Annotated in this window: 19 protein-coding genes; 6 read left to right on the top strand and 13 right to left on the bottom strand. The window is 63.0% G+C overall.

Going from position 1 to position 24,814, the window contains the following annotated elements; genetic code table 11:
* Positions 1–41 precede the first annotated feature (41 nt).
* The 13 genes from M1P90_RS10650 to M1P90_RS10710 all read right to left on the bottom strand — a co-directional run bounded on the left by M1P90_RS10650 (position 42) and on the right by M1P90_RS10710 (position 15,059).
* The gene (locus tag M1P90_RS10650) at positions 42–443 is read right to left on the bottom strand and encodes a GxxExxY protein (RefSeq protein ID WP_483702598.1); all 402 of its coding nucleotides are present in this window, start codon (positions 441–443) and stop codon (positions 42–44) included.
* Positions 444–563: 120 nt separating this feature from the next.
* Positions 564–1,880 carry a mandelate racemase/muconate lactonizing enzyme family protein gene (locus M1P90_RS10655; RefSeq protein ID WP_483702599.1) on the bottom strand — a complete coding sequence of 439 codons (1,317 nt, stop codon included), beginning with the start codon at positions 1,878–1,880 and terminating at the stop codon, positions 564–566.
* Between the two features lie 388 nt (positions 1,881–2,268).
* Positions 2,269–3,090 carry an RraA family protein gene (locus M1P90_RS10660; protein ID WP_483702600.1) on the bottom strand — a complete coding sequence of 274 codons (822 nt, stop codon included), beginning with the start codon at positions 3,088–3,090 and terminating at the stop codon, positions 2,269–2,271.
* Positions 3,091–3,285: 195 nt separating this feature from the next.
* On the bottom strand, positions 3,286–4,113 hold the full coding sequence (locus tag M1P90_RS10665; protein ID WP_483702601.1) for an NAD-dependent epimerase/dehydratase family protein: 828 nt from the start codon (positions 4,111–4,113) through the stop codon (positions 3,286–3,288).
* A gap of 85 nt (positions 4,114–4,198) precedes the next feature.
* Positions 4,199–5,176, bottom strand: a complete 978-nt coding sequence (locus M1P90_RS10670; RefSeq protein WP_483702602.1) for a mannonate dehydratase — start codon at positions 5,174–5,176, stop codon at positions 4,199–4,201.
* A gap of 181 nt (positions 5,177–5,357) precedes the next feature.
* Positions 5,358–6,446, bottom strand: coding sequence for a GntR family transcriptional regulator (locus M1P90_RS10675; protein ID WP_483702603.1), 1,089 nt, complete (start codon positions 6,444–6,446; stop codon positions 5,358–5,360).
* A gap of 388 nt (positions 6,447–6,834) precedes the next feature.
* The gene (locus M1P90_RS10680; RefSeq protein WP_483702604.1) at positions 6,835–7,626 is read right to left on the bottom strand and encodes an SDR family NAD(P)-dependent oxidoreductase; all 792 of its coding nucleotides are present in this window, start codon (positions 7,624–7,626) and stop codon (positions 6,835–6,837) included.
* Positions 7,627–7,691: 65 nt separating this feature from the next.
* The gene (locus M1P90_RS10685; RefSeq protein WP_483702605.1) at positions 7,692–8,852 is read right to left on the bottom strand and encodes a mandelate racemase/muconate lactonizing enzyme family protein; all 1,161 of its coding nucleotides are present in this window, start codon (positions 8,850–8,852) and stop codon (positions 7,692–7,694) included.
* 114 nt (positions 8,853–8,966) lie between these two features.
* Positions 8,967–9,977: an ABC transporter ATP-binding protein gene (locus tag M1P90_RS10690; RefSeq protein ID WP_483702606.1), complete on the bottom strand. Its 1,011-nt coding sequence runs from the start codon at positions 9,975–9,977 to the stop codon at positions 8,967–8,969.
* Positions 9,978–9,980: 3 nt separating this feature from the next.
* Entirely contained in the window at positions 9,981–10,949 is a 969-nt protein-coding gene (locus M1P90_RS10695; RefSeq protein WP_483702607.1) for an ABC transporter ATP-binding protein, read from the bottom strand.
* Positions 10,950–11,042: 93 nt separating this feature from the next.
* Positions 11,043–11,942, bottom strand: a complete 900-nt coding sequence (locus M1P90_RS10700) for an ABC transporter permease (protein WP_483702608.1) — start codon at positions 11,940–11,942, stop codon at positions 11,043–11,045.
* A gap of 10 nt (positions 11,943–11,952) precedes the next feature.
* Positions 11,953–12,951 (bottom strand): ABC transporter permease, encoded by a 999-nt coding sequence (locus tag M1P90_RS10705; RefSeq protein WP_483702609.1) that lies wholly within the window; start codon positions 12,949–12,951, stop codon positions 11,953–11,955.
* Between the two features lie 185 nt (positions 12,952–13,136).
* A complete protein-coding gene (locus M1P90_RS10710) occupies positions 13,137–15,059 on the bottom strand; it encodes an ABC transporter substrate-binding protein (protein WP_483702610.1) in 1,923 nt (640 codons plus the stop codon).
* A 256-nt stretch (positions 15,060–15,315) separates the two neighbouring features.
* On the opposite strand from M1P90_RS10710, the gene M1P90_RS10715 reads away from it, so the two are divergent.
* The 6 genes from M1P90_RS10715 (at position 15,316) to M1P90_RS10740 (ending at position 24,808) form a co-directional block, all read left to right on the top strand.
* Entirely contained in the window at positions 15,316–18,645 is a 3,330-nt protein-coding gene (locus M1P90_RS10715; RefSeq protein WP_483702611.1) for a DUF5107 domain-containing protein, read from the top strand.
* A gap of 12 nt (positions 18,646–18,657) precedes the next feature.
* Complete coding sequence (locus M1P90_RS10720; RefSeq protein ID WP_483702612.1) at positions 18,658–20,154, top strand: PQQ-dependent sugar dehydrogenase; 1,497 nt, start codon at positions 18,658–18,660, stop codon at positions 20,152–20,154.
* Positions 20,155–20,235: 81 nt separating this feature from the next.
* Complete coding sequence (locus M1P90_RS10725) at positions 20,236–21,024, top strand: FadR/GntR family transcriptional regulator (RefSeq protein ID WP_483702613.1); 789 nt, start codon at positions 20,236–20,238, stop codon at positions 21,022–21,024.
* 251 nt (positions 21,025–21,275) lie between these two features.
* Positions 21,276–22,109, top strand: coding sequence for an NAD-dependent epimerase/dehydratase family protein (locus M1P90_RS10730; RefSeq protein WP_483702614.1), 834 nt, complete (start codon positions 21,276–21,278; stop codon positions 22,107–22,109).
* A gap of 218 nt (positions 22,110–22,327) precedes the next feature.
* Complete coding sequence (locus M1P90_RS10735) at positions 22,328–23,506, top strand: mandelate racemase/muconate lactonizing enzyme family protein (RefSeq protein ID WP_483702615.1); 1,179 nt, start codon at positions 22,328–22,330, stop codon at positions 23,504–23,506.
* Between the two features lie 243 nt (positions 23,507–23,749).
* Positions 23,750–24,808 carry a lactonase family protein gene (locus M1P90_RS10740; RefSeq protein ID WP_483702616.1) on the top strand — a complete coding sequence of 353 codons (1,059 nt, stop codon included), beginning with the start codon at positions 23,750–23,752 and terminating at the stop codon, positions 24,806–24,808.
* Positions 24,809–24,814: the final 6 nt, after the last annotated feature.

Consider the following 24,814-nt stretch of genomic DNA (forward strand, 5'->3'; position numbering starts at 1 on the left):
ATTACGCAGATTTTTATAAAGAGCCGAGCAATCTAGATAATCTATGGATTCGTTTTGTTCCACACGAGACGTTCGTATTGAAGGCTACGCGCACCAAAATTAATCAGTAAGCCAACGCGAAACCCCGATGCCTTCAGATAGTTGAGAAGCTGCGCTTTCTCTCGGCCGCTCAGTATATCAAGTGCCTTTATTTCGACAATTACACGCTCGAACACAACGAAATCTGCGCGGTAGCAGGTTGAAAGGATTTGCCCTTTATAGCTCACCGGCAGTTCACGTTGTTCCTGGAATGGAATAGCACGATTGTGTAATTCACGAGCAAGTGCTTCTTGATACACTGCTTCAAGAAAACCGCACCCTAATATCCGATGCACCTCCATTGCAGCACCAATAACTGCAAATGTCTGAGGGTCGCGCTCCTGAACTCGGAGTGGCGTATCCATCACATTATGCTCCACAGATTACGCAAATACCACGATTGCATCAATTATAGGAAGGTGCCGTAACCATCGTTTCTATAATCTGTGTAATCTGCGTAATCTGTGGATGTATACGGTTCCGTGCTACGACCAGAGCCGATCGTGGCTGGGCACGCGATCCCACTCGGGCGTAGGCTCGAAGAAGCCCTTGTCCCACTCGACCAGATGCTCCTTGATCACGTCCTCGTTGACGGTGAAGCCCAGGCCCGGCCCTTCGGGCACCGGGATGTAGCCGCGCTGGATGATTGGCTTGGTTTCGCCGTTGATCGCAATAAAGTCGTTCCAGAACGGGATTTCGGTGAAGTGGTGCTCCAGCGCGATAAAATTCTCAGTCGCGGCGGCGCAATGCACGCTGGCCATGGTGCTGATTGGCGTGCCGGCCATATGCAGCGCCATGCTGATGCCATACTCCTGCGCTAGGTCGCCAATCTTCTTGGTTTCCACAATCCCGCCGCTGGTCGCCAGGTCGGGGTGGACGATGTTGACGCCACGGGCGTGGATCAGCGGGCGGAAATTCTCGGCCAGGTAGATATCCTCGCCCGTGCAGACCGGCGTGTTCAGCGCGCGCTCAAGCTGCACCCACTTGTCGGTGTACTGCCAGGGCACCATGTCTTCCAGCCAGGCCAGGTTGTAGGGCTCCAGCGCCTGCCCAAGCCGGATGCAGTCGTCGATGCCGATATGCCCGAAGTGGTCGGCCGCGATTGGCACCTCGTCGCCAACCGTTTCGCGCACCTCGGCCACATACTGGCAGATCGAGTCGATGCCCTTGGGCGTGAGGCGCACATGCGTGAAGGGGTGCTGGAGCGTCTGGATGTTGAGCATGCGCTCCAGCTTGTCTTCGGGGTCGCCGGGCAGCATGCCCTGCGGCCAGGAAAGCATGCCGGGCTTGCCGATCAGCGGCTGCACGCCCACGTCCATCTTCAGCATGGTGAAGCCGCGATCCAGTCGCTCTTGCAGCTTCTTGCCCATTTCCGTGCCGGTTTCTTCGTTGGGCGTGTCGCAGTACATGCGCACGCGGTCGCGGAACTTGCCGCCCGCCAGCACATAGGCCGGCACGCCATAGGCCTTGCCAGCGAGGTCCATCAGCGCCATCTCGACGCCGCAGACGCCGCCAGCCTGCCGGCCGTGGTGGCCGAACTGCTTGATCTTGCGGAACAGCCGGTCGATATTACACGGGTTTTCGCCCAGCAGGCGGCTTTTGAGCATCAGCGCGTAGTTCTTGCTGGCGAAGTCGCGCACCTCGCCGTAGCCGCTGATACCCTGGTTGGTGTCGATCCGCACGATTGTGAAGAACCAGTTGTTCCAGCCCACCGTGGCGGTGCGCAGGTCGGTGATCTTCAGCTCGCTCGGGCGCGACGCCGTTGCGACGTGGTCTTCGGGACGGGGTGTTTGTTCTGTCATTGTTTCTTCCTCGTTGGGGCGCAGCAGCCCTCACCGCTTCCTCTTGCGCAAAGCTCTGCTGGCTGCTGCGCCCTTACGCGCTTGGGCTACTGCGAGACCCGTTGGGGCGCAGCAGCCCTCACCGCTTCCTCTTGCGCAAAGCTCTGCTGGCTGTTGCGCCCTTACGCGCTTGGGCTACTGCGAGACCCGTTGGGGCGCAGCACCCCTCACCGCTTCCTCTTGCGCAAAGCTCTGCTGGCTGCTGCGCCCTTACGCGCTTGGGCTACTGCGAGACCCGTTGGGGCGATGCGTTCGCCGTTGTTGGGGCGAAGCATTCGCCCTGATATCTTTGCTTCTACCGCAGCTTGGTGAGGGCGAATGCTTCGCCCTTACGTAGTAGTACTGCGAGCTACAACGAGCGCGCCGTTTTCCATTCCTCGAAGTCGGCCTGGATGTCATCGCGCCAGGTTGGCACGTCGATCTCGCCGCTGATGTACTTGCCTTCGGCCAGCCGCAGCTTGCCGAACTCGTCGCGCACACGGATGTCTTCGCTGCGCTCGACCACTTCCTGCACCAGATGCGGCGGGATGGCGATGATGCCGGTGGGCGTACCCAGGATCACGTCGCCGGGCAGGATGGTGATGCCGCCGATGCGGATGGGGATGTTCAGCCCGGCCAGCGTGACATCGGCAATCGCGGTTGGGTCGACGCCGCGGATATAAAAGTTCACGTCGGTCAGCTCGACCAGCCCCTGGTAGTCGCGGATGCCACCGTCGATTACCGCGCCGGCGCGCGTGCGCGTGCGCACCGAGGTGCCCAGGTTGTCGCCCACCACGGTGCCGTCTTTCACCTTGCCGAAAATGTCGACCACCATCACGTCGTGCATTTGCAGCGTTTCGATCACCCACGAGTTCTGCCCGCCGATGCTGGCGCGCCCTTCGCGCAAGCCGGCCTGCTGAATCGCGTCGTGGTAGTCGGGGCGGTGCGGCAGAAACTGCGCCGTGACCGCGCGCCCAACCATGATCGTGTTCGGGTGGGTTTCCTTCCAGTTGCCTTCGAACTGGCGGTTGTAGCCGTGGCGGCGCATCACGCCCCAGGCTTCTTCGGTCGTCACCAGCTTCATGCGCTCAAGCAGCTCATCGGGCACCTTGGGGCGGCCGTCTTCGAAGCGCTCGAACGGGTTCTGGCTGGTCAGCTCGATCATGTCTTCGCGGGAGGGTTGGATGTGCATTTGTATCTCCAGAATAGAGCAGTCGGCAGTCGGCACTCGGCAGTCGGCAGTCGGCACTCGGCAGTCGGCACTCGGCAGTCGGCAGTCGGCACTCGGCAGTCGGCACTCGGCACTCGGCAGTCGGCACTCGGCGTTGGCAGTCGGCAAATGGATACTGCATACTGGCTACTGCATACTGCCTCCTGCCTCCTCGTCTCACTCGTCGTGTTTCCAGCCCAGCAGGCGCTCGGCCTTGCTGCAATCGAAAAAGCTGCGGTTGCCGCTCAGGTCGCCGCGGATGGGCACATCGGGGAAGTAGCGCTGCGCCAGCTCCAGCGACGGCTGGTCGGTGGTGGTGTTCGGGCCGATCAGGTAGAAAACTTCGTGGCCCTTGTAGTCGGCAGAAAGTGAGGCGAGGCAGGCGCGCGCCGCCGAGTCGAAGCGCGTGTAGCCCCACAGGTGCTTGGCCAGGGCGTCGCCAATGCGGTTGTTGTACTGCACGGCGATGGCGCGTTCGGCCACAACCCAGTGGAAGCGCATGCTGGCGATCGTCATGTCTTCGTAGCGCCGCGCAATCGAGTCGGCCTGCAGCTCGCAGATCCACTTCGAAAGGCTGTAGGGGTCTTCGTTATAGGTTGGGTGCGCTTCGTCCAGCGGGAAGTAGTCGTAGCGCGGCCAGCGGCTGTAGGCTGCGCCAATCGCGTTGACGCTTGAGGCCTGGCACACGCGCGTGATGCCCAGCTCGGCGGCGGCGCGCAGGGCATTGTAGCTGCCCACGACATTGTTGTTATGCACAACATGGTCGGGCAGGCGGCCCGGCGAAGGAATCGCGCCCATGTGAATCACCGCGTCGCAGCCGCGAAATGCCTCCAGCAGCCCATCATAGTCAGAAAGATCGAGCTGCACAAACGGCACATCGAGGTTTGCCGTTCCTTCCGGCGGCGCGACCCGGTCGATTCGTACCGGGCTGTGGCCCTGCGCCACCGCCATGTCGATAATTGCGCGGCCCACGCCGCCGCTGCCGCCCGTTACTGCAATTCGCATTATTGTTTGCTCTTGTGTTCATTCACAGATTTCACAGCGTATGTCAAATAATCTGTGCAATCTGCGTAATCTGTGGATAGAATGATTATTCGGTTGCGTACACGCCTTCAATCAAGCCGCGAATGTAGCCAATCGCATACAGCCGCCCGAACGACGAGTAGCCGGCGTTGCTGTTGCTGTCGCCCTCGACCGTGGGCACATGGTCGGGCCGCAGCACGCCCTCGAAGCCAATGTCCTTGTAGGCGCGCAGGCATTCGAGCATGTTGGTTTTGCCGGCGTCGTGCCATGTTTCTTCGAACTTCTCGGGCGTGCCCTTGACATCGCGGAAGTGAACGAAGAAGATTTTGTTCTGCCGGCCAAACTCGCGGATGGCCTTGGGCAAATTGTCGGTCATGAGCGTGAAATTGCCCTGGCAGAGCGTAATCCCGTTCACCGGGCTGGGCACCATGTCGATCAGGCGCTGGAAGTTCTCGATGCTGCGCATGATCCGGCTCACGCCACGAATGGGCGAAAGCGGCGGGTCGTCGGGGTGCATGGCCAGCTTCACGCCGGCCTTTTCGGCCACTGGCACCACGCGCTTGAGGAAGTACTCAAGGTTGGCCCACAGCTCTTCTTCGCTGATCGGGCCGAGGTCGGTGTTCGGCGCATCGCGCACCATCGCATAGTCGAAACTGGTGACCACCGAGCCGCCGCGCGAGGGCGTGTTCGTGCTGGTGCGCAGCCAGTTGAAGTCGGTCATCCACTCGTAGCACCACACCGGGATGCCCAGCCGGCCCATGTTCTCCAGCAGCGTGCAGACCGTGTCGATCTCGGCGTCGCGGCCGGGCAAACCGCGCTTGGCCAGGTTCAGCGGCGGGCGCGACTCAATCACCGCCTCGGTGAAGCCAGCATTCTCATAGGCTTGTTTGGTGCGCAGCAGCGGCATGTAATCCCACGGCGCGTCGCCCGCGTTGAGCGGCTCGTTGAACGGCAGCCCGCCAACCACCCAGTCGGCGCCGGCCTGCTTCGCCAGCTTCCACAGCGGCGAAGGTGAGGTTGGAAGCACTTCAGCGATTTTGATCATGGCTCTCCCCAAATGTTTCGTATCGTTGCAGGTTCGCAGGTTGAACGTTTCAGGTTCGCAGCGTAGTATTCCGCGCTGCGGCGGCGGCGTGAGGAATTTCGGCGTGGGGTGAAAAAGAAGGTTGAGGATTCCACATCGAAATGTTTCTCATCATCGAGCAGTGCGCGAGCGCACCAGGAAATTACGACTGCACAGACGCCGCGCCACTGGAGGCGCGCAGCACCAGGCGCGGCTGAATAATGACATGGCGGGCCGGGCCAGTGTAGCGCCCAACCATGCGATCTTGCAGAAACAGCACCGCCAGGCGACCAATCTCGCTCACGGTATGGTCAACCGTGGTCAGCGGCGGGTCGAGATGCTCGGCAATCGGGATATTGTCGAAGCCGACCACCGACACGTCGTGCGGCACGCGCAGCCGGGCGGCGCGCAGGCCGCGCAGCACGCCAACTGCCACCGTGTCGATCTGGGCGAAAATGGCAGTAAATGGCACGCCACGCGCTAATAACTCTTCCACTCCATGCTGCCCCAGCTGATCGGGTGTGTCACTGTCGCGGTGCACCATCAGCGCCGCGTCCTCGGCAATGCCGGCTTCTTGCAGCGCCTCGCAGTAGCCCACAAAATGCCGGGGCCGCACCGCGCGCGCCTGACCAATATAAGCAATGCGCCGGTGGCCCAGCCCAAACAGGTGGTGCATCAGCGCCCGTGCCCCGCCCACATGGTCAGTCGAAACCGAGTCGGCGCTGAGCATGTCGGCCTGGCGCACCACAAACAGGAAAGGCTTGCCGATCTGGGTGAGCTGCGCATAGGAATCGACCGGCACCGCATAGTCGCTGGCGATGGTAATGACGCCCTGCACGGCTGGATTCTCGGCGTAGCGCGCCAGGTAGGGCGCTTCGCTAAAGCTATCGAGGTTCGATTGACCAAGCAGCAGCTGGTAGCCGCTGCGCGTGCACTCGCGCTCAATCGCGGTCGCCAGTTCGCCAAAGTAGGGGTTGGAAAGCGAGGGCAGGATCAGGCCGATACTGGCGTGCTGCTGGCTGGCCTCGGCGAGTTGCGGGCGCGGCCGCCCAACGTAGGTACCCGAGCCGGGCACGCGGTACACCACCCCTTCGTCGACAAGCTGCTGGATGGCGCGGCGCACGGTTGTGCGCGACAAACCCTCGCGGCTGCACAGCTCGCGCTCGGATGGCAGCAGCTGCCCGGCGACATACTGCCCCTGGCTGATCGCGTCGCGCAAGCTGCTGACGAGATGTTGCGTCCGATGCACCATGATACCTGTCTTCGTTGAGCAAGTGAGTGGTATGATACCGGTCGAATGAGGCGATTATAAAACAGGAATCGTGGTTGTCAAGTGCCTGTTTGGGGGTAAAAATCGGCAAGTATCGGGGCAAAATCGTGGCACGCGCAAAACTGGTATGATACCAGTTCAATATCTCGCCACCAGGCACGCACAGGCATTTATAGGAACGAGCAGAAGTATTGGGCCACAGAGAACACGGAGGCCTCCGAGTCTGATACCCTTACTCAGTGATCTCTGTGCGCTCTGTGGCCTAAACGTTTTGCTGCCAGCTATATATTTTTTTGCCACAACGACTCGAAGTGCATGCGTTCAACCTTCGAGTCTGCGAGTTGTTGTGGCATTTCACAAGCTGGTTCCGCTAGCGATCCTGCATCACCGCGCTGCGCCCGCCGTCGATCAGGAATGTGGTGCCAGTGATAAAGCCCGCCAGCGGGCTGCACAGAAAGGCGCACAGCGCGCCGACTTCGGCGGCGGTGCCAATGCGCCCAACCGGGTGCAGGCGCTCGATCTGCGTGCGCGTCGCGGCCGGGTCGGGCGTGCGGCCAAACCACTCGACGTTCATTGGCGTGTCGATGAAGCCCGGCGCAATGCCCACCGCGCGCGCGTGCGGCCCCCACTCTAGCGCCAGCGACTGCACCAGCGCGGGCAGGCCAGCCTTGGCGACGTTGTAGGGGAAGCTGTTCGGCACCGTGAAAAAGGCGTGGTTCGAGGCAATAATAATCACCACCGGCTGCGCGGCCCGGTCGAGCCAGGGTTTGGCCTCCTGCGCCACCCGCCAGTGCGCGGCCAAGTTCAGATCCATGTTGGCCTGCCAGTCGCCTTCGCTGGCTGCGGCTGCGCCGAGGTTGTAGTTACGGCCCGCATTCGAAACCACCAGATCGATGCCGCCCAACGCTGCCGCGCCCCAGGCCACGGCCGCGCGCGTCGCCGCGCCATCGGTGAGATCGACCTGCCGGTAGGCGGCACGCAGGCCGGCGCCCCGCACCGCCACCAGAAACTCCTGCGCGCCGGAGTGCTCGGCTGGCTCGAAGGCACAGCCCGCCACATCCGCGCCAGCCTGCGCCAGCGCCAGCGCAATGCCCGCGCCAATTCCGCTGCTCACGCCCGTCACAAACGCGCGTCTGCCCGATAAATCGATCGTTAAACCCATACTTTTCATATATCCGCAGATTACGCAGATTTCTTCATCTGTGTAATCTGCGTAATCTGTGGATGCTACTCATACCCAACCACTGGCTTGCGGCGCTCCCAGCCATCACGGAACAGCGGCAGGAAGTTGTTCGGATTGTATGGGTGCTGCGCGATCTCGTCGTAGTTGAGGTCGGTGCCCCAGCCCACGCGGTCGTCGCCCAGCTCGATATAGCCGTCCTGCACCGTCACCGGGTTGGTCAGAATCCGCGCGCTCCAGTCGTCGTTGAACTCGTCGAAAATCTCGTGGATGAAGAAGTTCGGCGTGGCGGTGTTGAGGTGCGCGCACACCAGCGAGCAGATCGGCCCCTGCGCGCTGTGCGGCGCGGTGACGCCGTTGGCGGCGTTGACCATGCCACACACCTGCTTGGACGCGGTGATGCCCAGATATTGCGGTTCGAGCTGCACGATCCGCACGGCGCTTTGCGCCAGCAATTCGGCGAACTGCTGCGCGCAGTAATAGTCTTCGCCGCAGGCCACCGGCACCGGGCTGTTCCGCGCCACCTCAACCATGTCCGAAAGGCGCTGTGGCGGCACTGGCGCTTCAAACCAGGTCGGGTTGTAGGGCGCCATGGCGTCGGCGAATTGCAGGGCGGTGTGCACGCTGAAGCGGTTGTGCCCTTCGATCAGGATGTCGACGTTCGGGCCAACCGCCTCGCGCACCGCCGCAATGATCTCGATCGAGAGGCCAAAGTCGGGGCGATCAACGGCGCGCCAGGCTGCGCCAAACGGGTCGAACTTCAGCGCAGTGTAGCCGCGCGCCACCACGTCTTTGGCTTTCTCGTGAAAGCTCACCGCCTCGCGCGGGCCGCGATACCAGCCGTTTGCATACACGCGCAGGCGCTCGTGGCAGCGCCCGCCGATCAGCTTGTAGACGGGCAGATTGGTCGCCTTGCCCATGATGTCCCAGCAGGCAAACTCAATGCCGGCCAGCGCCGCGCCTTGCACCTGCCCGCCATCGGAATATACCTCGCGAAACAGGCGCAGCGTGTGGTTCTCGACGTCGAACGGGTCCTGGCCGATCACAAAGCGCTTCAGCTCGTGCACGGCCGCCTCAACCGTTTTGGCGAAGCCGTTCAGCGTACATTCGCCAATGCCATAAAGCCCTTCGTCAGTGTCCACACGCGTAAACACCCAGTTCTTCCAGGCGTTACCAACAATGTAGGTCGAAACATCGGTTATTTTCATCGGGCGCTCACTCTTGCCATGCGCAATGCCGGGTACGGGCACCGTTCGCAGGCGAAAAAAAGAGCGTGCGCAATGCGGCAGCCCGCACCACGCACGACTCACGGAGGGAAACGACTAAACCGGCAGCAGCTCGGTCAGCTGGTCGGAATGGATCTGCGGGTACTGCTCGTGCAGGAAGCACGACGTGGCCTGGTGCTCGTTCAAGCGGAACAGCGGCGGCTCGGCCGCGCACTGGTTCATGGCGAAGGGGCAGCGCGGCTGGAACTTGCAGCCCTTGCCACTGTCGCCAATATCCGATTCCTTGGCCTTGATCTCGGTTTCGCCCCAGCGGCGGCTCAGGTCGGGCCAGGGGATCGAGTCGATCAGCAGGCGCGTGTAGGGGTGCTGCGGGCTCTTGATCACCGAGTCGACATCGCCCGCTTCCATCACCGAGCCGCGATACAGCACGATGATTGACTTGGCGATATGGTAGGCGGTAGTCAGGTCGTGGGTGATGTAGATGATCGAGACGCCGTGGTTCTTCTGCAGGCCGCGCAGCGTTTCGAGAATGTTCGCGCGCAGCGAGGCATCCACCATCGACACCGGCTCGTCGGCCACCAGCAGCTTGGGCTTGAGCACCAGCGCGCGCGCGACATTGATGCGCTGGCGCTGGCCGCCCGAGAGCTGGTGCGGGAAGCGACCCAAAATATCTTCCGGGCGCAGACCCACGGCTGTGAGCGCTTCTTCCATGCGATCGCGGGCCTGCTGCTTGGTGCTGGCGAGCTTGAACTTCTTGATCGGCACCGTCAGCAGATGATCGACCGTGTAGAAGGGGTTGAACACCGCAAACGGGTCCTGAAACACCGCCTGCACCTCGCGCCGGAACGACAGGCGATCCGCGCCGCTGAGGCGCGTGATATCCTGCCCCTGGTAGAGGATCTGGCCCGAGGTTGGCGTAATAAAGCCAAGCAGCAGCATCGCCAGCGTGGTCTTGCCGCTGCCGCTTTCGCCCGCCACTGTCATGATCGTTGGCTCGTTCTCGGCCAGCTTCAGCGAGACATCATTCAGCGCCGTTGTCGACGAGCGCGACAGCACGCCGCGCGTGTAGATCTTGGTGACGTTTTTTAGCTCGAGTAAGTCGGCCATTGGTTATGCCTTTTCCGTATAGAGATGGCAGGCGACCTGCTGGCCATCTTCCAGTGTCACGAGTTCGGGGCGAACGGTGGTGCAGACTTCCATCGCATGCGGGCAGCGCGGGTGGAAGGCACAGCCGCTCGGCAGGCGCAGCAGCGAAGGCGCGAGGCCCGGGATGCCCTGGAACACACCTTTGTTTTCGAGGCTGGGCAAGCTGCTGATCAGCGCCTGCGCGTAGGGGTGCGCCGGCTTGGTGAACATCTGGCGCACGGTGCTGACCTCGGCAAGGCGGCCGGCATACATCACTGCAACCTTGTCGACGAACTGCGCCATCAGCCCCATGTCGTGGCCGATCAGGATCACCGCCGCGCCGATCTGCTTCTGCACGCGGTCGATCGTTTCCATCACCTGCCGCTGTGTCACCACATCCAGCGCGCTGGTTGGCTCGTCGGCGATGATCACCTTCGGCTTGAGCAGAATACCAATCGCGATGCACACGCGCTGCTTCATACCGCCGGAAAGCTCGTGCGCATACATTTTGAACACGGCCGGCTTCAGCTCGACCGACTCAAGCGCCTCGATGCAGCGTTCCTGAATATTGGAAGACGACTCCCTCGGGGTATGCGCCTTGACTGCGTCCATCATCTGCCGGCCAATGCGCAGCACCGGGTTGAGCGAGTTCATGGCGCCCTGCGGGATGTAGGCGATCTTGCTGAGGCGTGCCTTGAGCATTTGCTCGTCGGTCAGCGCCGTCAGGTCGGTATCGCCAACCACAACGTGCCCGCCTTCGATACGGCCCGGCGGCTTGATCATACGCATCATAGCCAGCGCCATGGTGCTCTTGCCCGAACCCGACTCGCCCACGAGGCCCAGCTTCTCGCCGCTTTCAAGCGCCAGCGAGACATTATTCAAGGCAACCGCGCGCCCGAGATCCGTGTAGTACGAAACCTGGAGATCAGATACTTTGAGGACTGGATTGCTCATATATTCCACTCACAATACCGGGTCGCAACGGCGCGCAGTGGCGGCAGCGTGGCCGCCAGGCGCGTGGCCGTTGCGCCAGGGCGCGGATACGGGCTACTCGGTTCGGCGCACGCGTGGGTTGGCCAGCTCGTCGAGGCCCATGTTGATCAGCGCAAGCGCGCTCAGGATCAACACCATCGCCAGCGACGGCCACACCGGCCACCACCACCAGCCGTTGAAGAATGCCGACTGACCTTGCGCGGCCCAGATTAGGTTGCCCATCAGCGGCTCGCGCAGCGGGCCAAGGCCCAGCACCGACAGGTAGAATGAGCCGAACAGGCCCACAAATACCTGACCGACGAAGGCGGCGACGATGAAGGGCAAGAGGTTTGGCAAGATCTCGCCAAAAATAATCCCCAAGTCGCCGACGCCCGAAAGCTTGGCGACCGAGACAAACTGGCGTTCCTTCATGGAAAGCACCTGCGAGCGGATGACGAGTGTTGGCCCCATCCAGGCGAGCAGCGCCACCACAAACGCCATGGTATAGATCGTCACCGAGCGTTTATCGATCGAGCCGGCGATAATCACCTGAATCAGGAAGGCTGGAATTGGCGTCAGAATCTGGCAGATACCTTTGATCAGCGCATCGATCATGCCGCCGAAATAGGCCGAAATAAAACCCAGCACCACACCCGTGAGCGTGCCGATGCCGCCCGCGATCAAGCCGATCAGCGCCGTCTGCCAGACGCCAACCACCATTGCCGCCAGCATATCGCGCCCGAAGAAATCGGTACCCAGCGGGTATTTCAGGCTCGGCGGCTGCTTGGAGCGCACCGACAGCGGGTAGGCATTCTTGGGGTTCACGGTCAGCAGGCCGATCACCGTAAAGCCAATCAGGAACAGCAAGATAATCAGGCCAACCACCAGCGTCTTGTTCCGGCGCAGATAGCGCAGGGCGAGCGTCACCTTGCTCGGCTGGACAACCTGCGTCTGAGGAAGAGCAATCGTTGCCATACTGGCCTCTCTAGCTGTCGCGGATGCGCGGGTCGAGCAGCGGGTAGAGCATTTCTACCACGACCATGAGCGTCGCGACGGTGATAGTGATAAACAAGACGATCCCGTAGATCACGAGAAAGTCGTTCGACTGGATCGCCGCATTGAGCACCGAGCCAACGCCGGGCAGGCCATACAGACCTTCGACGATCAGGCCAGAAAATACCAAACCGCCCAGTGCGAGTGCCAGGCCGGTAACCTGAGGCAGCAGCGCATTGCGCAGGTAATAATCACGGAAAATAGTGTAGCCGCTCAGGCCCTTGTGCTCGGCGAAGTTCACATAGTCTTCGCCCTGGATCGTCACGCCCATACCGCGCATCGAAAGCACCCACGCACCCACCGTGCCAAGGATCAGCGACAGGGCGGGCAGGATCTGGTGCTGCACGACATCGAGGAAGAACGAAAACGACCAATCGGGGATGCGGCCGGTTGAGTAGGCACTGCCGAGTGGCAGGAGCTTCAGCTTGAAGCCGATAAAGAACAGCAGGAAAATGCCGAGCAGCACCGGCGGCACGCCCTGCAACAGCACAAATGGCGTTGCTATCGAGCGCAGCCAGCCGGGGGCACGCGGCCAGGCCGCGACTGCGCCAAGCAGGTTCCCAATAATAAAAGACAGAATTGTGGTGGTAATCAGCAGGGCGATCGTCCACGGCAAGGCCTCGGCGATCAAATCCCACACGGTTTTGGGGTACTGGTTGAGCGAAACGCCAAGATCAAAACGAGCAATACTGGCCACATAATCGGCGTATTGCTGGAGGAGGGGTTTATCGAGGCCGAACTTCGTGTTGAATGAGGCGACAATCTTTTCCATGTCGCCGGGCGAGAAACCGCCCGTTCGCGCCAGGGCAGCGAAGCGCTCACGAATGGGGTTTTTGCTGGAAAGGCGTGGGATGAAGAACGTAATCGTGGACGCCGCCCACACCACGAGCACCAGGAACAGCAGGCGTTGGATCAATCGTTTAATGCTCACGGTAGTTGTCCTCGAGCTCAGTTACCAGGTTCCACATCGAAGGCTCTGCCGCGCTGCGGCACGGCAGCGTCGGGCTGGTAGCTCCATGAGCCGGTACCTTATTGTTGGCAGGCCACGCCGCCGGGAACGCAGTCGCTAAGCATAGTATCTGGGGGGCGCTGGCATGCAGCGCCCCCCAGCGTCGATTACTGGGCTGGCTTGAGCTGGGTGATGACCAGCATGCCGGTGTGGGCCCAGAAGGCACCGTTGGTACCGCCGGCAACGTTCGCCGCCGTCGGCCAGTTGGTCCAGTAGGTCTGGTTGTACGGAATGCGATGCAGCCACTGGATGATCGGAATGTCGATCACGTCGCGCCAGTAGATCTCCATCAGCTTGATCGCGTCCTCGTTGAACTTGGGATCCTCGCTGCCGAGCGGGGCCATTTCGTCAAGCAGCTTGTCGTAGTCGGGGTTCTTGTAGCGCGAGAAGCGGTTGTTGCCCGCCGAGGTGCCCACTGCCGCGCTGTACTTGCTGTGGAACAGCTCGAACGCCGCGTAGGGGTCCTTCAGGCTCGCGCCGTGGCCGAACATGTACAGGCCCGGCTTGCCATCGGCCATGTTGCTGTAGGCGTCGGTGCCGAAGTTCACGCTGGCGTCGAAGCCACCGGCCTTCAGCATTTCCACCAGCACCGGCACGATGTCCGAGTGAATGCCCTCGAAGCCGTTTATCACGGCCGACACCGTCTTGCCATCCTTCTCCCACAGGCCATCGCCATTCTGGGTGAAGCCGGCCTCGGTCATCAGCTGACCGCTCTTCTCAATGCTGAACTCGCGCGGGTTGTACTTCTCAACCAGCGCCTTGACCTCGGGCTGGTCGATGAACTTCTGGAGGCCCGGGTAGAGCGGGAAGGGATAGATCGTCGAAACCTTGGCGCCGTCGTAGATGATCTCGTCGATCTTGTCGCGGTCGATCGAAAGGCTCATGGCCTTGCGCACGCGCACGTCGTTGTATGGCTCGATCTGGGTGTTCATCCAGAGCGAGTTGGGCCACCAGTCCAGGTAGCCAAACGGCGGCTCGTTGCCAGTGTGCGACGTGATCTTGGGGTTCGAGTCGAGCAGCTGCTTGGCAACCGACGAGCGAACGTCCAGAATGGCGTCGAACTCGTTGTTGACTTCGCGCTGCACCACGATGTCCATGTTCTGGCCGACCTGGCCACCGATGTTCACCATGACGATGCGCTTGACCTCGGGCAGGGCCTCGCGGCCGGCCTTAGCCGCCCACCAGTCCTCGCGCAGGTCGAAGATCTTCTGGTTCTTGTCCCACTGCACCAGGTTGTACGGGCCCGAGTGCGGCATTTTGATGCCACCGAAGTAGGAGTTGACATCGGCCTGCTTGCTCAGGTCGTGCTCGGGAACAATCGGAATACCGGTGTCGAACTTCAGCGTCAGCACTTCGAACTTGAAGCGCGGCGCCGGGATCTTGAAGGTCACGACGACGGTCTGATCGTCCACCGCCTTGACTTCCTGCACGTACTGGTCGAACTGCGCGTGGTACGGCAGCTTCTCGTTCTTCATCTGGCCTTCGAAGGTGAACACCACGTCCTTCGAGGTCACCGCAACGCCGTCGCTCCAGGCTGCATCCTTGTTCAGCTTGATCGTCAGCTCGGTGAAGTCGGGCTTGGTGTACTCCATGCTGTCAGCCAGCCAGGGGATGTCTTTGTCGGAGAAGATACCGAAGTAGTACAGCGGCTCCCACAGGAACGCATTGCCTTCCTGGTGGGTGTAGCCCGGCACTGCCCACGGGTTCGTCACGCCAATCGGCGAGCTGATGCTCCAGCCCAGGTTGACGGTGCGGTTGCGCGGAACTTCCTTCAGCGGGCCGGCCGAAATCGGGCCGGGCTCGGCGGTGGGGGCGGCGGCGGCGGTTGGCTGCTCGGCCGGAGCCGCAGTAGCCTCAGGCGCTTGTGTAGGAGCCTCGGCCGCAGCAGCGGTGGGCTGCTCGGCTGGCGCGGCAGCGGTGGGCTGCTCGGCGGCGGGTGCGGCGGTTGGCGTTGCGGCAGGCGCGCCACCACACGCGGCCAGAACCATCATGGTTACGGCGAAGAGAATGAGAAACTTGAGTCTGATCATGGTTTTGGGTCTCCTCCATTGGAGTTGAATAGCTGCATTCCATCGTGCGGCCACCAGAACGGGTAAGAGATCAGATCAGTGCTCGCTGGCGTGGCACCTCCTTTTGGCTCGTGTTGCCTTTTTTCCCTACGGAGATTATAATTCTAGGCCAAGTACGGCGCTCTGTCAACTGCAACGTGGCAGCTTCTTTTCTGCCCTCGCCATGATTGCGCTTGCGCAGGTGCCAAGTCATTAGATCACTTGTGGAGCACGCGCCATGGTCGCCAGCCCCGATCCCGTTCGCGCCTGGGCCGAAACCGTGATGATCCCGACCTACGCCGTCGGCCAGCCCGACCGCAACCCGATGTTCCTGGAAAAACGCGTTTACCAGGGCAGCAGCGGCGTGGTCTACCCCTACCCGGTGATCGACCGCGTGTTCGACGAAAAGCGCGACCAGCCCTACACCGCGGTGTTTCTCGAAAATCGCTACCTGCGCATCATGATCCTGCCCGAGCTGGGCGGGCGCGTGCAGATGGCGCTCGATAAAACCAACGGCTACCATTTCATCTACTACAACCAGGTGATCAAGCCCGCGCTGGTGGGCCTGGCCGGGCCGTGGATCTCGGGTGGCATTGAGTTCAACTGGCCGCAGCACCACCGCCCCAGCACCTTCAGCCCGCTCGAATGGCGCATTGCCGAGAATGCCGACGGCAGCCGCACGGTGTGGTGCTCGGAGATCGAGCGCATGTTTTTCACCAAAGGCATGCACGGATTCACGCTCCACCCCGACCGGGCCTACCTCCAAATCGATGTCCAGCTCTACAACCGCAGCAGCGAGCCGCAAACCTTTTTGTGGTGGGCCAACCCGGCGGTGCACGTGAACGACGACTACCAGTCGGTGTTTCCGCCCGATGTCCACGCGGTGATGGACCACGGCAAGCGCGATGTCAGCGCCTTCCCGATCGCCACGGGAACCTACTACAAGGTCGATTACGCGCCCGGCACCGACATTTCGCGCTACAAGAACATCCCGGTGCCAACGTCGTATATGGCCTACCATTCCGATTTCGATTTTGTTGGCGATTACGACCACAGCCGCCAGGCTGGCATGCTGCATATCGCTAACCACCACCTGGTGCCGGGCAAAAAACAGTGGACGTGGGGCAACAGCGAGTTTGGGCGCGCCTGGGATCGCCAGCTGACCGACAGCGACGGGCCATACATCGAATTGATGTGCGGCGCGTTTACCGACAACCAGCCCGACTTCTCGTGGATCATGCCAGGCGAAGAAAAACGCTTCACCCAGATTTTCATGCCCTACAAGGAAGTCGGCCCGGCGACGAATGCGAGCAAAGATGCGGTGGTGAATCTCACCATCGCCAGCGATACGGCGCGGATCGGTGTGTATTGTACCGGGCCACGAACGGCCCGCGTTGAGCTTGTGTTCGACGAAACGGCGGGCGAAGCGGGCGGCGCAGTGATCTGGGCGACCACGGCGGCACTTTCGCCCGAGGAAGTGCTGGCGGAAACGCTGCCGCTGCCCGCCGGCGCGCGCCCGCAGCACCTGCTGCTGCGCGTTTCTGACGCCGACACCGGGCAGCTTCTGGTGGAATTTCGCCCGCTGCCCGACGATCACGCGCCCATCCCGGCGCCGGCCAGCCCGGCCCAACCGCCGGCCGAGATTATAACAAATGAAGCGCTTTTTCTCAACGGCCTGCACCTTGAGCAATACCGCCACGCCACCTACGCGCCCGAGCCCTATTACGAAGAAGCGCTGCGCCGCGATCCACTCGACAGCCGCTGCAATAATGCGCTGGGCCTGCTGCTCTACCGGCGCGGCATGTTTGCCGAGGCCGAGGCATATTTCCGCGCCGCCATTCGCGGCCTGACGCGCCGCAACCCCAACCCCTACGACGGCGAGCCATTCTACAATCTCGGGCTGGCGCTGCGCATGCAGGCACGCTGGCGCGAAGCGACCGACGCCTTCTACAAAGCGGCGTGGAACGCTGCCTGGCAGGATGCCGCCTTTTTCGAGCTGGCGCGATTGGCCGCGCGCGGCGGCGACTACCCGCAAGCACTGGCGCTGGCCGGCGAAGCGCTGCGGCGCAACTGGTCGCACCACCAGGCCCGCCACCTGCAAGCCGCGCTCCTGCGCCGCAGCGGTCAGCCCGACGCGGCCGCGCGCACGGTGGCGCTAGCGCTCGAGCAGGATGCGCTCGACCTTGGCGCGCTGCACGAAGAACGATTGCTGCGCGGCGACACGAGCCAGCCGCTAAGCGACAACGCCGACACCTGCATCGCCATTGCGCTCGATTACGCGCACGCCGGCCTGTGGGACGAAGCCGCCGCGCTCTTGCGTGCCGCGCCCGGCCCCGACCCGCTCGCGCTCTACCTGCTGGCGTGGTGCCACGCCCAGGCCGGCGACCCTGCCGCCGCGCAGGCCGCGCTCCACGAAGCCGCCGCTCGCCCGGTGGATGGCTGCTTCCCGCACCGGCTGGAAAGCGTGCCCGCGCTCGAATACGCCACCGCGCACCGCCCCGCCGACGCCCACGCGCCCTACCTGCTTGGCACCTTCTGGTACGCGCACCGCCGCTACACCGAAGCGATTGCCTGCTGGGAACGTGCCGCCGCGCTCGACCCAGCCTTCCCAACCGTGCAGCGCAACCTGGGCCTGGCCTCCTTCAACAAGCTAGGCGACGCCGAGCGCGCCGCAGCGGCTTATGAGCGCGCTTTTGCGCTGGAGCCGAACGACGCCCGCGTGCTGTTCGAGCTTGATCAGCTGGCGAAAAAGCGCAACCGCCCGCCGGCCGAGCGCCTGGCGCTGCTGGAGCAACACCCGGCCTTGCGCGAGCGCCGCGACGACCTGACGATTGAGTATGTCACGCTGCTGAACCTGCTTGGTCGCCACGCCGACGCGGAAAGCGCCCTGCTCGCCCGCCAGTTCCACCCGTGGGAAGGTGGCGAAGGCAAAGCGCCCGCCCAGTACGTCGCTGCGCTGCTTGGGCAGGCTGCCGCCGCGCTTCACGCTGGCGAGGCTGCCCACGCCGCTGCGCTGGCCGAACGCGCGCTCGTGTACCCGCCGAATCTGGGCGAAGGCAAGCTGCCCGCCGCGCAGGATAACAACGTGTTCTTCTTCCTCGGGCGCGCACATGCCGCATTAGGCGAATCTGAACAGGCGCGCGAGGCGTTTGAGCGCGCCGCCAGCGGGCCAAGCGAGCCAAGCTCGGCCATGTACTACAACGACCAGCCGCCCGACATGATTTTCTACCAGGGGCTGGCCCGCCGCGAGCTTGGCCGCGACGCCGAGGCGCGCCAGATCTTCGCGGCGCTGGCCGAGTATGGCGCGGCGCACCTGAACGACGCGGTGCAGATGGACTATTTCGCGGTCTCGCTGCCGACCTTTCTGGTGTTCGACGAAGACCTCGGGCAGCGCAACCAGATTCACTGCCACTACATGCGCGCGCTCGGCCTGCTGGGTCTGGGCGAGTACGCTGGCGCGCAGGCAGAATTCGCGGCGGTGCTGGCGCTCGACGCCAACCACCAGGGCGCGATCGTTCACCGGGCGCTCGTTCCCACCCAACCTGCCGACACCACTGGAGAGGGATAGATGGAGAATTTGATGACCAGTCAACGCCGACCCGCCCCACCCCGCCGTGGCTTGTTCTGGCGCGGCGCTGCCGCGCTTGCGCTTGCGGCCAGCCTGCTGGCAGCCTGCCAGTCGGGCACACCCGCCGCCGTGCCAACCGCTGCGCCCGCCCCTGCGCCAACCGCCGCGCCAGCCGCCCCAACCGCCGTGCCCACGCCCGCCAGGGTCGAAAACCAGCCGGTGGCCGGCGGCCCCACGCTGCTGCGCGCCGATATCAGCCTGCGCAAAGTTGGCGACGCGGGCGGTGGCAGCATCAAGCTGGCGCGCAGCCCGAAGGATGGCTTTCTGTACATCCTGAACGCTGGCCAGGGCTTGTTTCGCCTGAACCTCGACAGCAACGGCGGCCCGGCGCAGGTGATCGCCACCACCGGCATCTTCACCGACGCGGTGCCAGCCGGCATGGCCTTTGCGCCCGACGGCACGCTGTTCGTGTCGGGCAATCGCAAGGTGCGCACCACCTCGAATCAGGCGATCATCCGCAAAGGTACGCCCGGCGGCGCGAGTGGTTTTACCTGGACGACGCTGGCCGCGACCGCGCCCTACCCGCTCAGCGACACGCCCTTCGACCATTTGGTGAACGGCATGGCGGTCAGCCCCGACGGCAAGTTCCTGTATATCAACAGCGGCTCGCGCACCGACCACGGCGAGGTTGAGACTAACCGTGGCAACTTCCAGAATGTGCGCGAGGTGCCAATCACCTCGGCAATCCTGCGCGTGCCAACCGACGCCGAAAACCTGACGCTGCCCAACGACGAAGCCGGCCTGAAGCCCTACTTCTTTGCCGACGGCACGCGCAACTCGTTCGATCCCGAGTTTGCGCCCAACGGCGAGCTGTTTGCCAGCGAGAACGGGCCCGACGCCGACTACCCCGACGAGCTGAACTGGCTGCGCGAAGGCAAGCACTATGGCTTCCCGTGGCGCTTCGGCCAGCAGGATAACCCGCAGCAATTCCCCGACTACGACAGCAGCAAAGACAAGCGCCTGCAGCAGGATTTCACCGCCGTGCAGATCGGCGCCTACCGCACCGACCCGACCTTCCCGAAAGCGCCGGGCGCGTTCACCGACCCGGTGGCGAACAATGGCCCGGCAGCCGCGCAATACCGCGCCGACGACGGCAGCGCGCACGACGCGGCGACGGAAAACAAGCCGCTGTACAGCCTGACGCCGCACCGCTCGCCGCTGGGCCTGGTGTTCGCTACCGACGCCAAGATACCAGCCGACCTGCGCGGCGAAGGCGACAACCTGAGCGCATTTCTGCTGAACTGGGGCGCGGCCGGCGGCACGCTCACCGACCGCGGGCAGGATTTGCTGCACCTGACGCTCACCAGGGAGGGCGACAACTACAGCGCCGTCACCACGCAGATCGCGCGCGGCTTTAAAAACCCGATCGACGCCGTGCTGATCGAAAATCGCCTGTATGTGCTGGAATTTAGCGGCGACAGCACCATCTGGGAACTCACCTTCCAGTAATGGGTATCAGCGGAACGACTGACGGAATCGATTGTGTTGGCGCAACACGCGCCACACGCAGACGGCATGAGCGTGACAGCTATGACACCTGAGCTCGACTCACAATTCCAGCACGAGCCGCAGGCCGAGCCACCCGCGCGGCTCACCGACGCGCTTGCGCCCGGCAACCCGGTGTTTCAGGCGGTGTTCGATGTTCTGCGCCAGCGCATTCGTCGCGGCGAGTGGCTGCCCGGCGAGCGCCTGCCCAGCATCAGCCAGCTCTCAAAAACCATGGAGGTCAGCACCGGCTCGGTGCGCGAAGCCCTGCGCTCGCTCCAGTCGATCGGGCTGGTGAAGATTGAGCATGGGCGCGGCGTGTTTGTCACTGGCTGGCGCCCAACCACCGACCTGACGTCCTATTTCCAGAACGTCAACACCGGCCTGATTGTGGCGCTGGCCGAAACGCGCCGCATTCTGGAGCCAGAGCTGGCGGCGCTGGCCGCCGAGCGCGGCACAATCTCCGAGCTGGCGCAGATCGAGACGCTGGCGCAGGCGATGGAGCAGGATGCCCGCGAAGGGCTCGATTTTGTCGCGCCGGATGTCCAGTTTCACCGGCAGATCGCGCAGGCGGCACGCAACCCGATTATGTTTCGCATGATGGAAAGCATCAACGACCTGTTTCTCGAAAGTCGCCAGCTTACCTCGCTTGAGCCAGGAATGACCGCGCGGGCGGTGCGCTACCACCTGCTGATTGCCGAGGCGCTGCGCGACCGCAATGCGCCGCAGGCACGGCTGCTTATGCTGGCGCATATGAACGACACCCTGAGCAGCCTGATGGCGGTCGAGGCGCGCATTGCTGGGGATGGCCAGCTTGCGCCGCCCGAGCAATAAGAACCGAGAACCGCAGAGCCAGGAACCACAGAACCGCAGAACCGAGAACTGAAGAACTGCGGAACCACAGAATCAAGAACCGGGACCAGGAAGCGTAACACCGTATTGCGTACGTCAACCAAACACCTAGCGCATTTTCAAATGACCTGTGCGGATTTCGGTGGCGCCTGTTCAGCATCAGTCTGCGGCTGGCATAATCGTAAATCCAAAATCATAAATCGAAAATGCAGCAGCACACGGAAGAAAGCACTATGAGAATTGCAGTCACAGGCGGCGGCGGCGAAATGGGCCGCACGCTGGTTCCTTTCCTCCTCGAACAAGGCCACACGGTCGTCAGCATCGACCGGGCGCTGCCGCCGCCGCCCGCCAGCCGCCCGCGCCACTGGGCCGAGCATATGGTTGCCGATACGCGCGACTTCGGGCAGCTGGTGGCGTGCCTGCGCAACTGCGAGGCAGTGATCCACCTGGCCGCGCACCGCTCGCCCATGGGCCAGCCCGACACGGTTGTGTACGCCGATAACACCATCAGCAGCTACAATGTGCTGAGCGCGGCGGCTACGCTGGGCATCAAGCGGGTCTGCCTGGCCTCGTCGATCAATGCGATTGGTGGGGCCTTCAGCCGCGCGCCGCGCTACGACTATTTCCCGCTGAACGAAGAGCACCCGACCTACGCCGAAGACCCCTACAGCCTGTCGAAATGGGTGCTCGAGCAGCAGGGCGACGCCTTTGCGCGCCGCTTTGAAGACATGGCGATCGCCAGCCTGCGCTTTCACCTGCTGATCGACACCCGCGAGCGCGCCGTCGAGCGCACTGCCCATTTTGCGCCGGGCGGCACGCGCCACCTGTGGGCCTACACCCTGCTCAGCGCGGCGGCACGCGCATGTCTGCTCGCCGTCACTGCCGATTTCAAAGGCCACGAAGCGTTCTATATCGTCGCGCCGCAAACAGTCATGAATGAACCGTCGCTTGAGCTTGCGCAGCAAAACTACCCGAACACGCCCATTCGCGGCGATCTGTCCGATCACAACGGCTTCTTCGACTGCGCCAAGGCCGAGCGTTTGCTGGGCTGGAAGCACGAGGAGTGAGGATGCAGTAGGCAGTAGGCAGTAGGCAGTGGGCAGTAGGCAGTGGGCAGTAGGCAGTAGGCAGTGGGCAGTAGCCACTGAACTGCAGAACCACAGAGCCGCTGAATTTTCAAACCTGCAACCTGAAGACCTGCGACCTGGAACCTGCCAACTTTCAAACCTGCAACCTGAAACTCATACCTGAAACCCGCAATTTCATCGCACGGAGCAACGAACACATGCGCATCACCGATATCAAGCCCTACCCGGTGTGGGTGGGCAACCGCAACCAGCTGGTGGTGAAGGTCGAAACCGACGAGGGCATCTACGGCCTGGGCGAATCGGGGCTGAGCGGGCGCGAGCTGGCCGTGATTGGCGCGCTCAGGCACTTCCGCGAGTTCCTGATCGGCAAGGATGCGATGCAGCGCGGCCGGATCTGGCAGGAGCTGTACCGCAGCCAGTATTTCGAGGGCGGGCGCGTGCTGCTGGCCGCGCAAAGCGCGATCGACATTGCGCTGCACGACCTGGCCGGCAAGGCGCTGGGCGTGCCAGTCTACCAGCTGCTGGGCGGCAAGCACCGCGACACCATTCCCTGCTTCGCAACCGCCAGCGGCAGCACCGGCGAGCAGCTGCTCAACAGCGCCAAACTGCTGTGGGAAAACGGCTGGAAGGTCATTCGCACCATGGGGCTGCTGCCAAACCCGCCTGCCGCGCCCGAGATTTTCGAGCCGCGCGAAAGCATTGCCTACACCGCCCACTGGCTCACGCGCGTGCGCGAAGAGCTGGGCAGCGAGCTGACGCTCGGCATCGACTACCACCACCGCCTGTCGCCCGCCGAAACCGTCTCGTTCTGCCAGCGCATGCCAGCCGGCACGCTCGATTTCATCGAAGAGCCAATCCGCGACGAGTCGCCCGAGGCCTATGCTGCGCTGCGCAAGCAAATCAGCATTCCGTTCGCAGTGGGCGAAGAGTTTGCCAGCAAGTGGCAGTTCCTGCCGTTTATCGAGCAGCACCTCACCGACTTCGCGCGCGTCGATATCTGCAATGTCGGCGGCTTCACCGAGGCGATGAAGGTGGCTGGCTGGGCCGAGGCGCACTACATCGACCTGATGCCGCACAACCCGCTCGGCCCGATCTGCACCGCCGCGACCATCCACATGGGCGCAGCCGTGCCGAATTTCGCATGGCAGGAAGTGCGCGTCACGCAGTCGGAAAACCTCTACTACGGCAAGGACGGCATCAACGAGGCCGATCTGCTGTTCCCAGTGCAGCCGCGTCTCGACGGAAATGGCTTCCCGGTGCCCGACGCGCCCGGCCTGGGCATCGATTTCGACGAGACGATTGCCCAGCAGCATAGCTGGAAGTTCTGGGAAGCGCCGCACTACCGCCGCAACGACGGCTCGGTGACGAACTGGTAGATCGCGGGTTGCAGGTTGCAGGTTTGTTGCAAGTTTGAAAGTTGGCAGGTTGCAGGTTCGCGGCGTATCGCATACGCCTGTTGCAAGTTTGAAAGTTGGCAGGTTGCAGATTGCACCCTTCGATACAGCCTGCGGCTTACTCAGGGTGCAAGTTTGCCGCTTCTTGATCACGCAACAGGCAACTGCCACCTGCTTACTGCCTACTGCTCACTGCCGTCTGGTCTTTAGCGAGAGGAGAAACGAATGCCTTCTGATACGCAGCTTGTGCTGGTAGGGAGCTACGCCGACGCCGACCAGCCCGGCATCCGCTTGTACGAATTCAGCCCCGCCAGCGGCGCGCTAAGCGAGCGCGGATCGGTCGCGGGCATCGCCAACCCGTCGTTTCTGGCGCTGCACCCGAACGGCACTGCGCTCTTCGCCGTGAGCGAAACAGCCGCGCCAAACGGCCCGCCCGGCGGTGTGCGCGCGCTCCATTTCGACCGCGCAACAGGCAGCTTCGAGCTGCTGAACGAGCAGCCCAGCGGCGGCAACTGGCCCTGCCACCTGTGCATCGACCCGAGCGGGCGCTGGCTGATCGCCTCGAACTATGGCAGCGGCAGCGTGGGCGTCTTCCCAATCGCAGACGATGGCTCGCTCGGCGCGCACACCGACCTGGTGCAGCACCGTGGCAGCGGGCCAAACCCGCAGCGCCAGGAAGGGCCGCATGCTCACTCGGCCACACCCACGCCCGACGGCCAGCTCATTCTGGTGGCCGACCTGGGTGTGGATCAGCTTGGCGTCTACCAGCTCGACACCGACAAGGGCACGCTGGCGCGCCAGGGCACCGTGGCCGCGCCACGCGGCGTCGGCCCGCGCCACATCGCCTGGAGCGCTGACGGCACGAGCCTGTTTCTTGCCACCGAGCTGGGCAATCAGGTGATTCGCTACAGCTACGACGCCGCGGCTGGCTCGTTCAGCGAAGAACAGATCATCAGCACCCTGCCCGACGGCGCGCCCGAAAACTACGTCGCCGACATTCACACGTCGCCCGACGGCACGCGCCTGTACGTTTCGAATCGCGGGCACAACAGCATCGCCGCCTACACGATTGGCGCGGGCAATGCGCTTGCGCTGGCCGGGCACGCTTCCTGCGGCGGCAACTGGCCGCGCAACTTCGCGGTCGCGCCCGATGGTCGCTGGCTGCTGGTGGCGAACCAGAACAGCGGCGACATTGCGATCCTGCCGGTTGGCGATGATGGTGTGCCGGGCGAGGCCGCCGCGCATGTCGCCGTGCCGGGCGCGTCGTTCGTGCTGTTCGTGTAGCGCCGC

Source organism: Kouleothrix sp. 19917 (assembly GCF_057073505.1).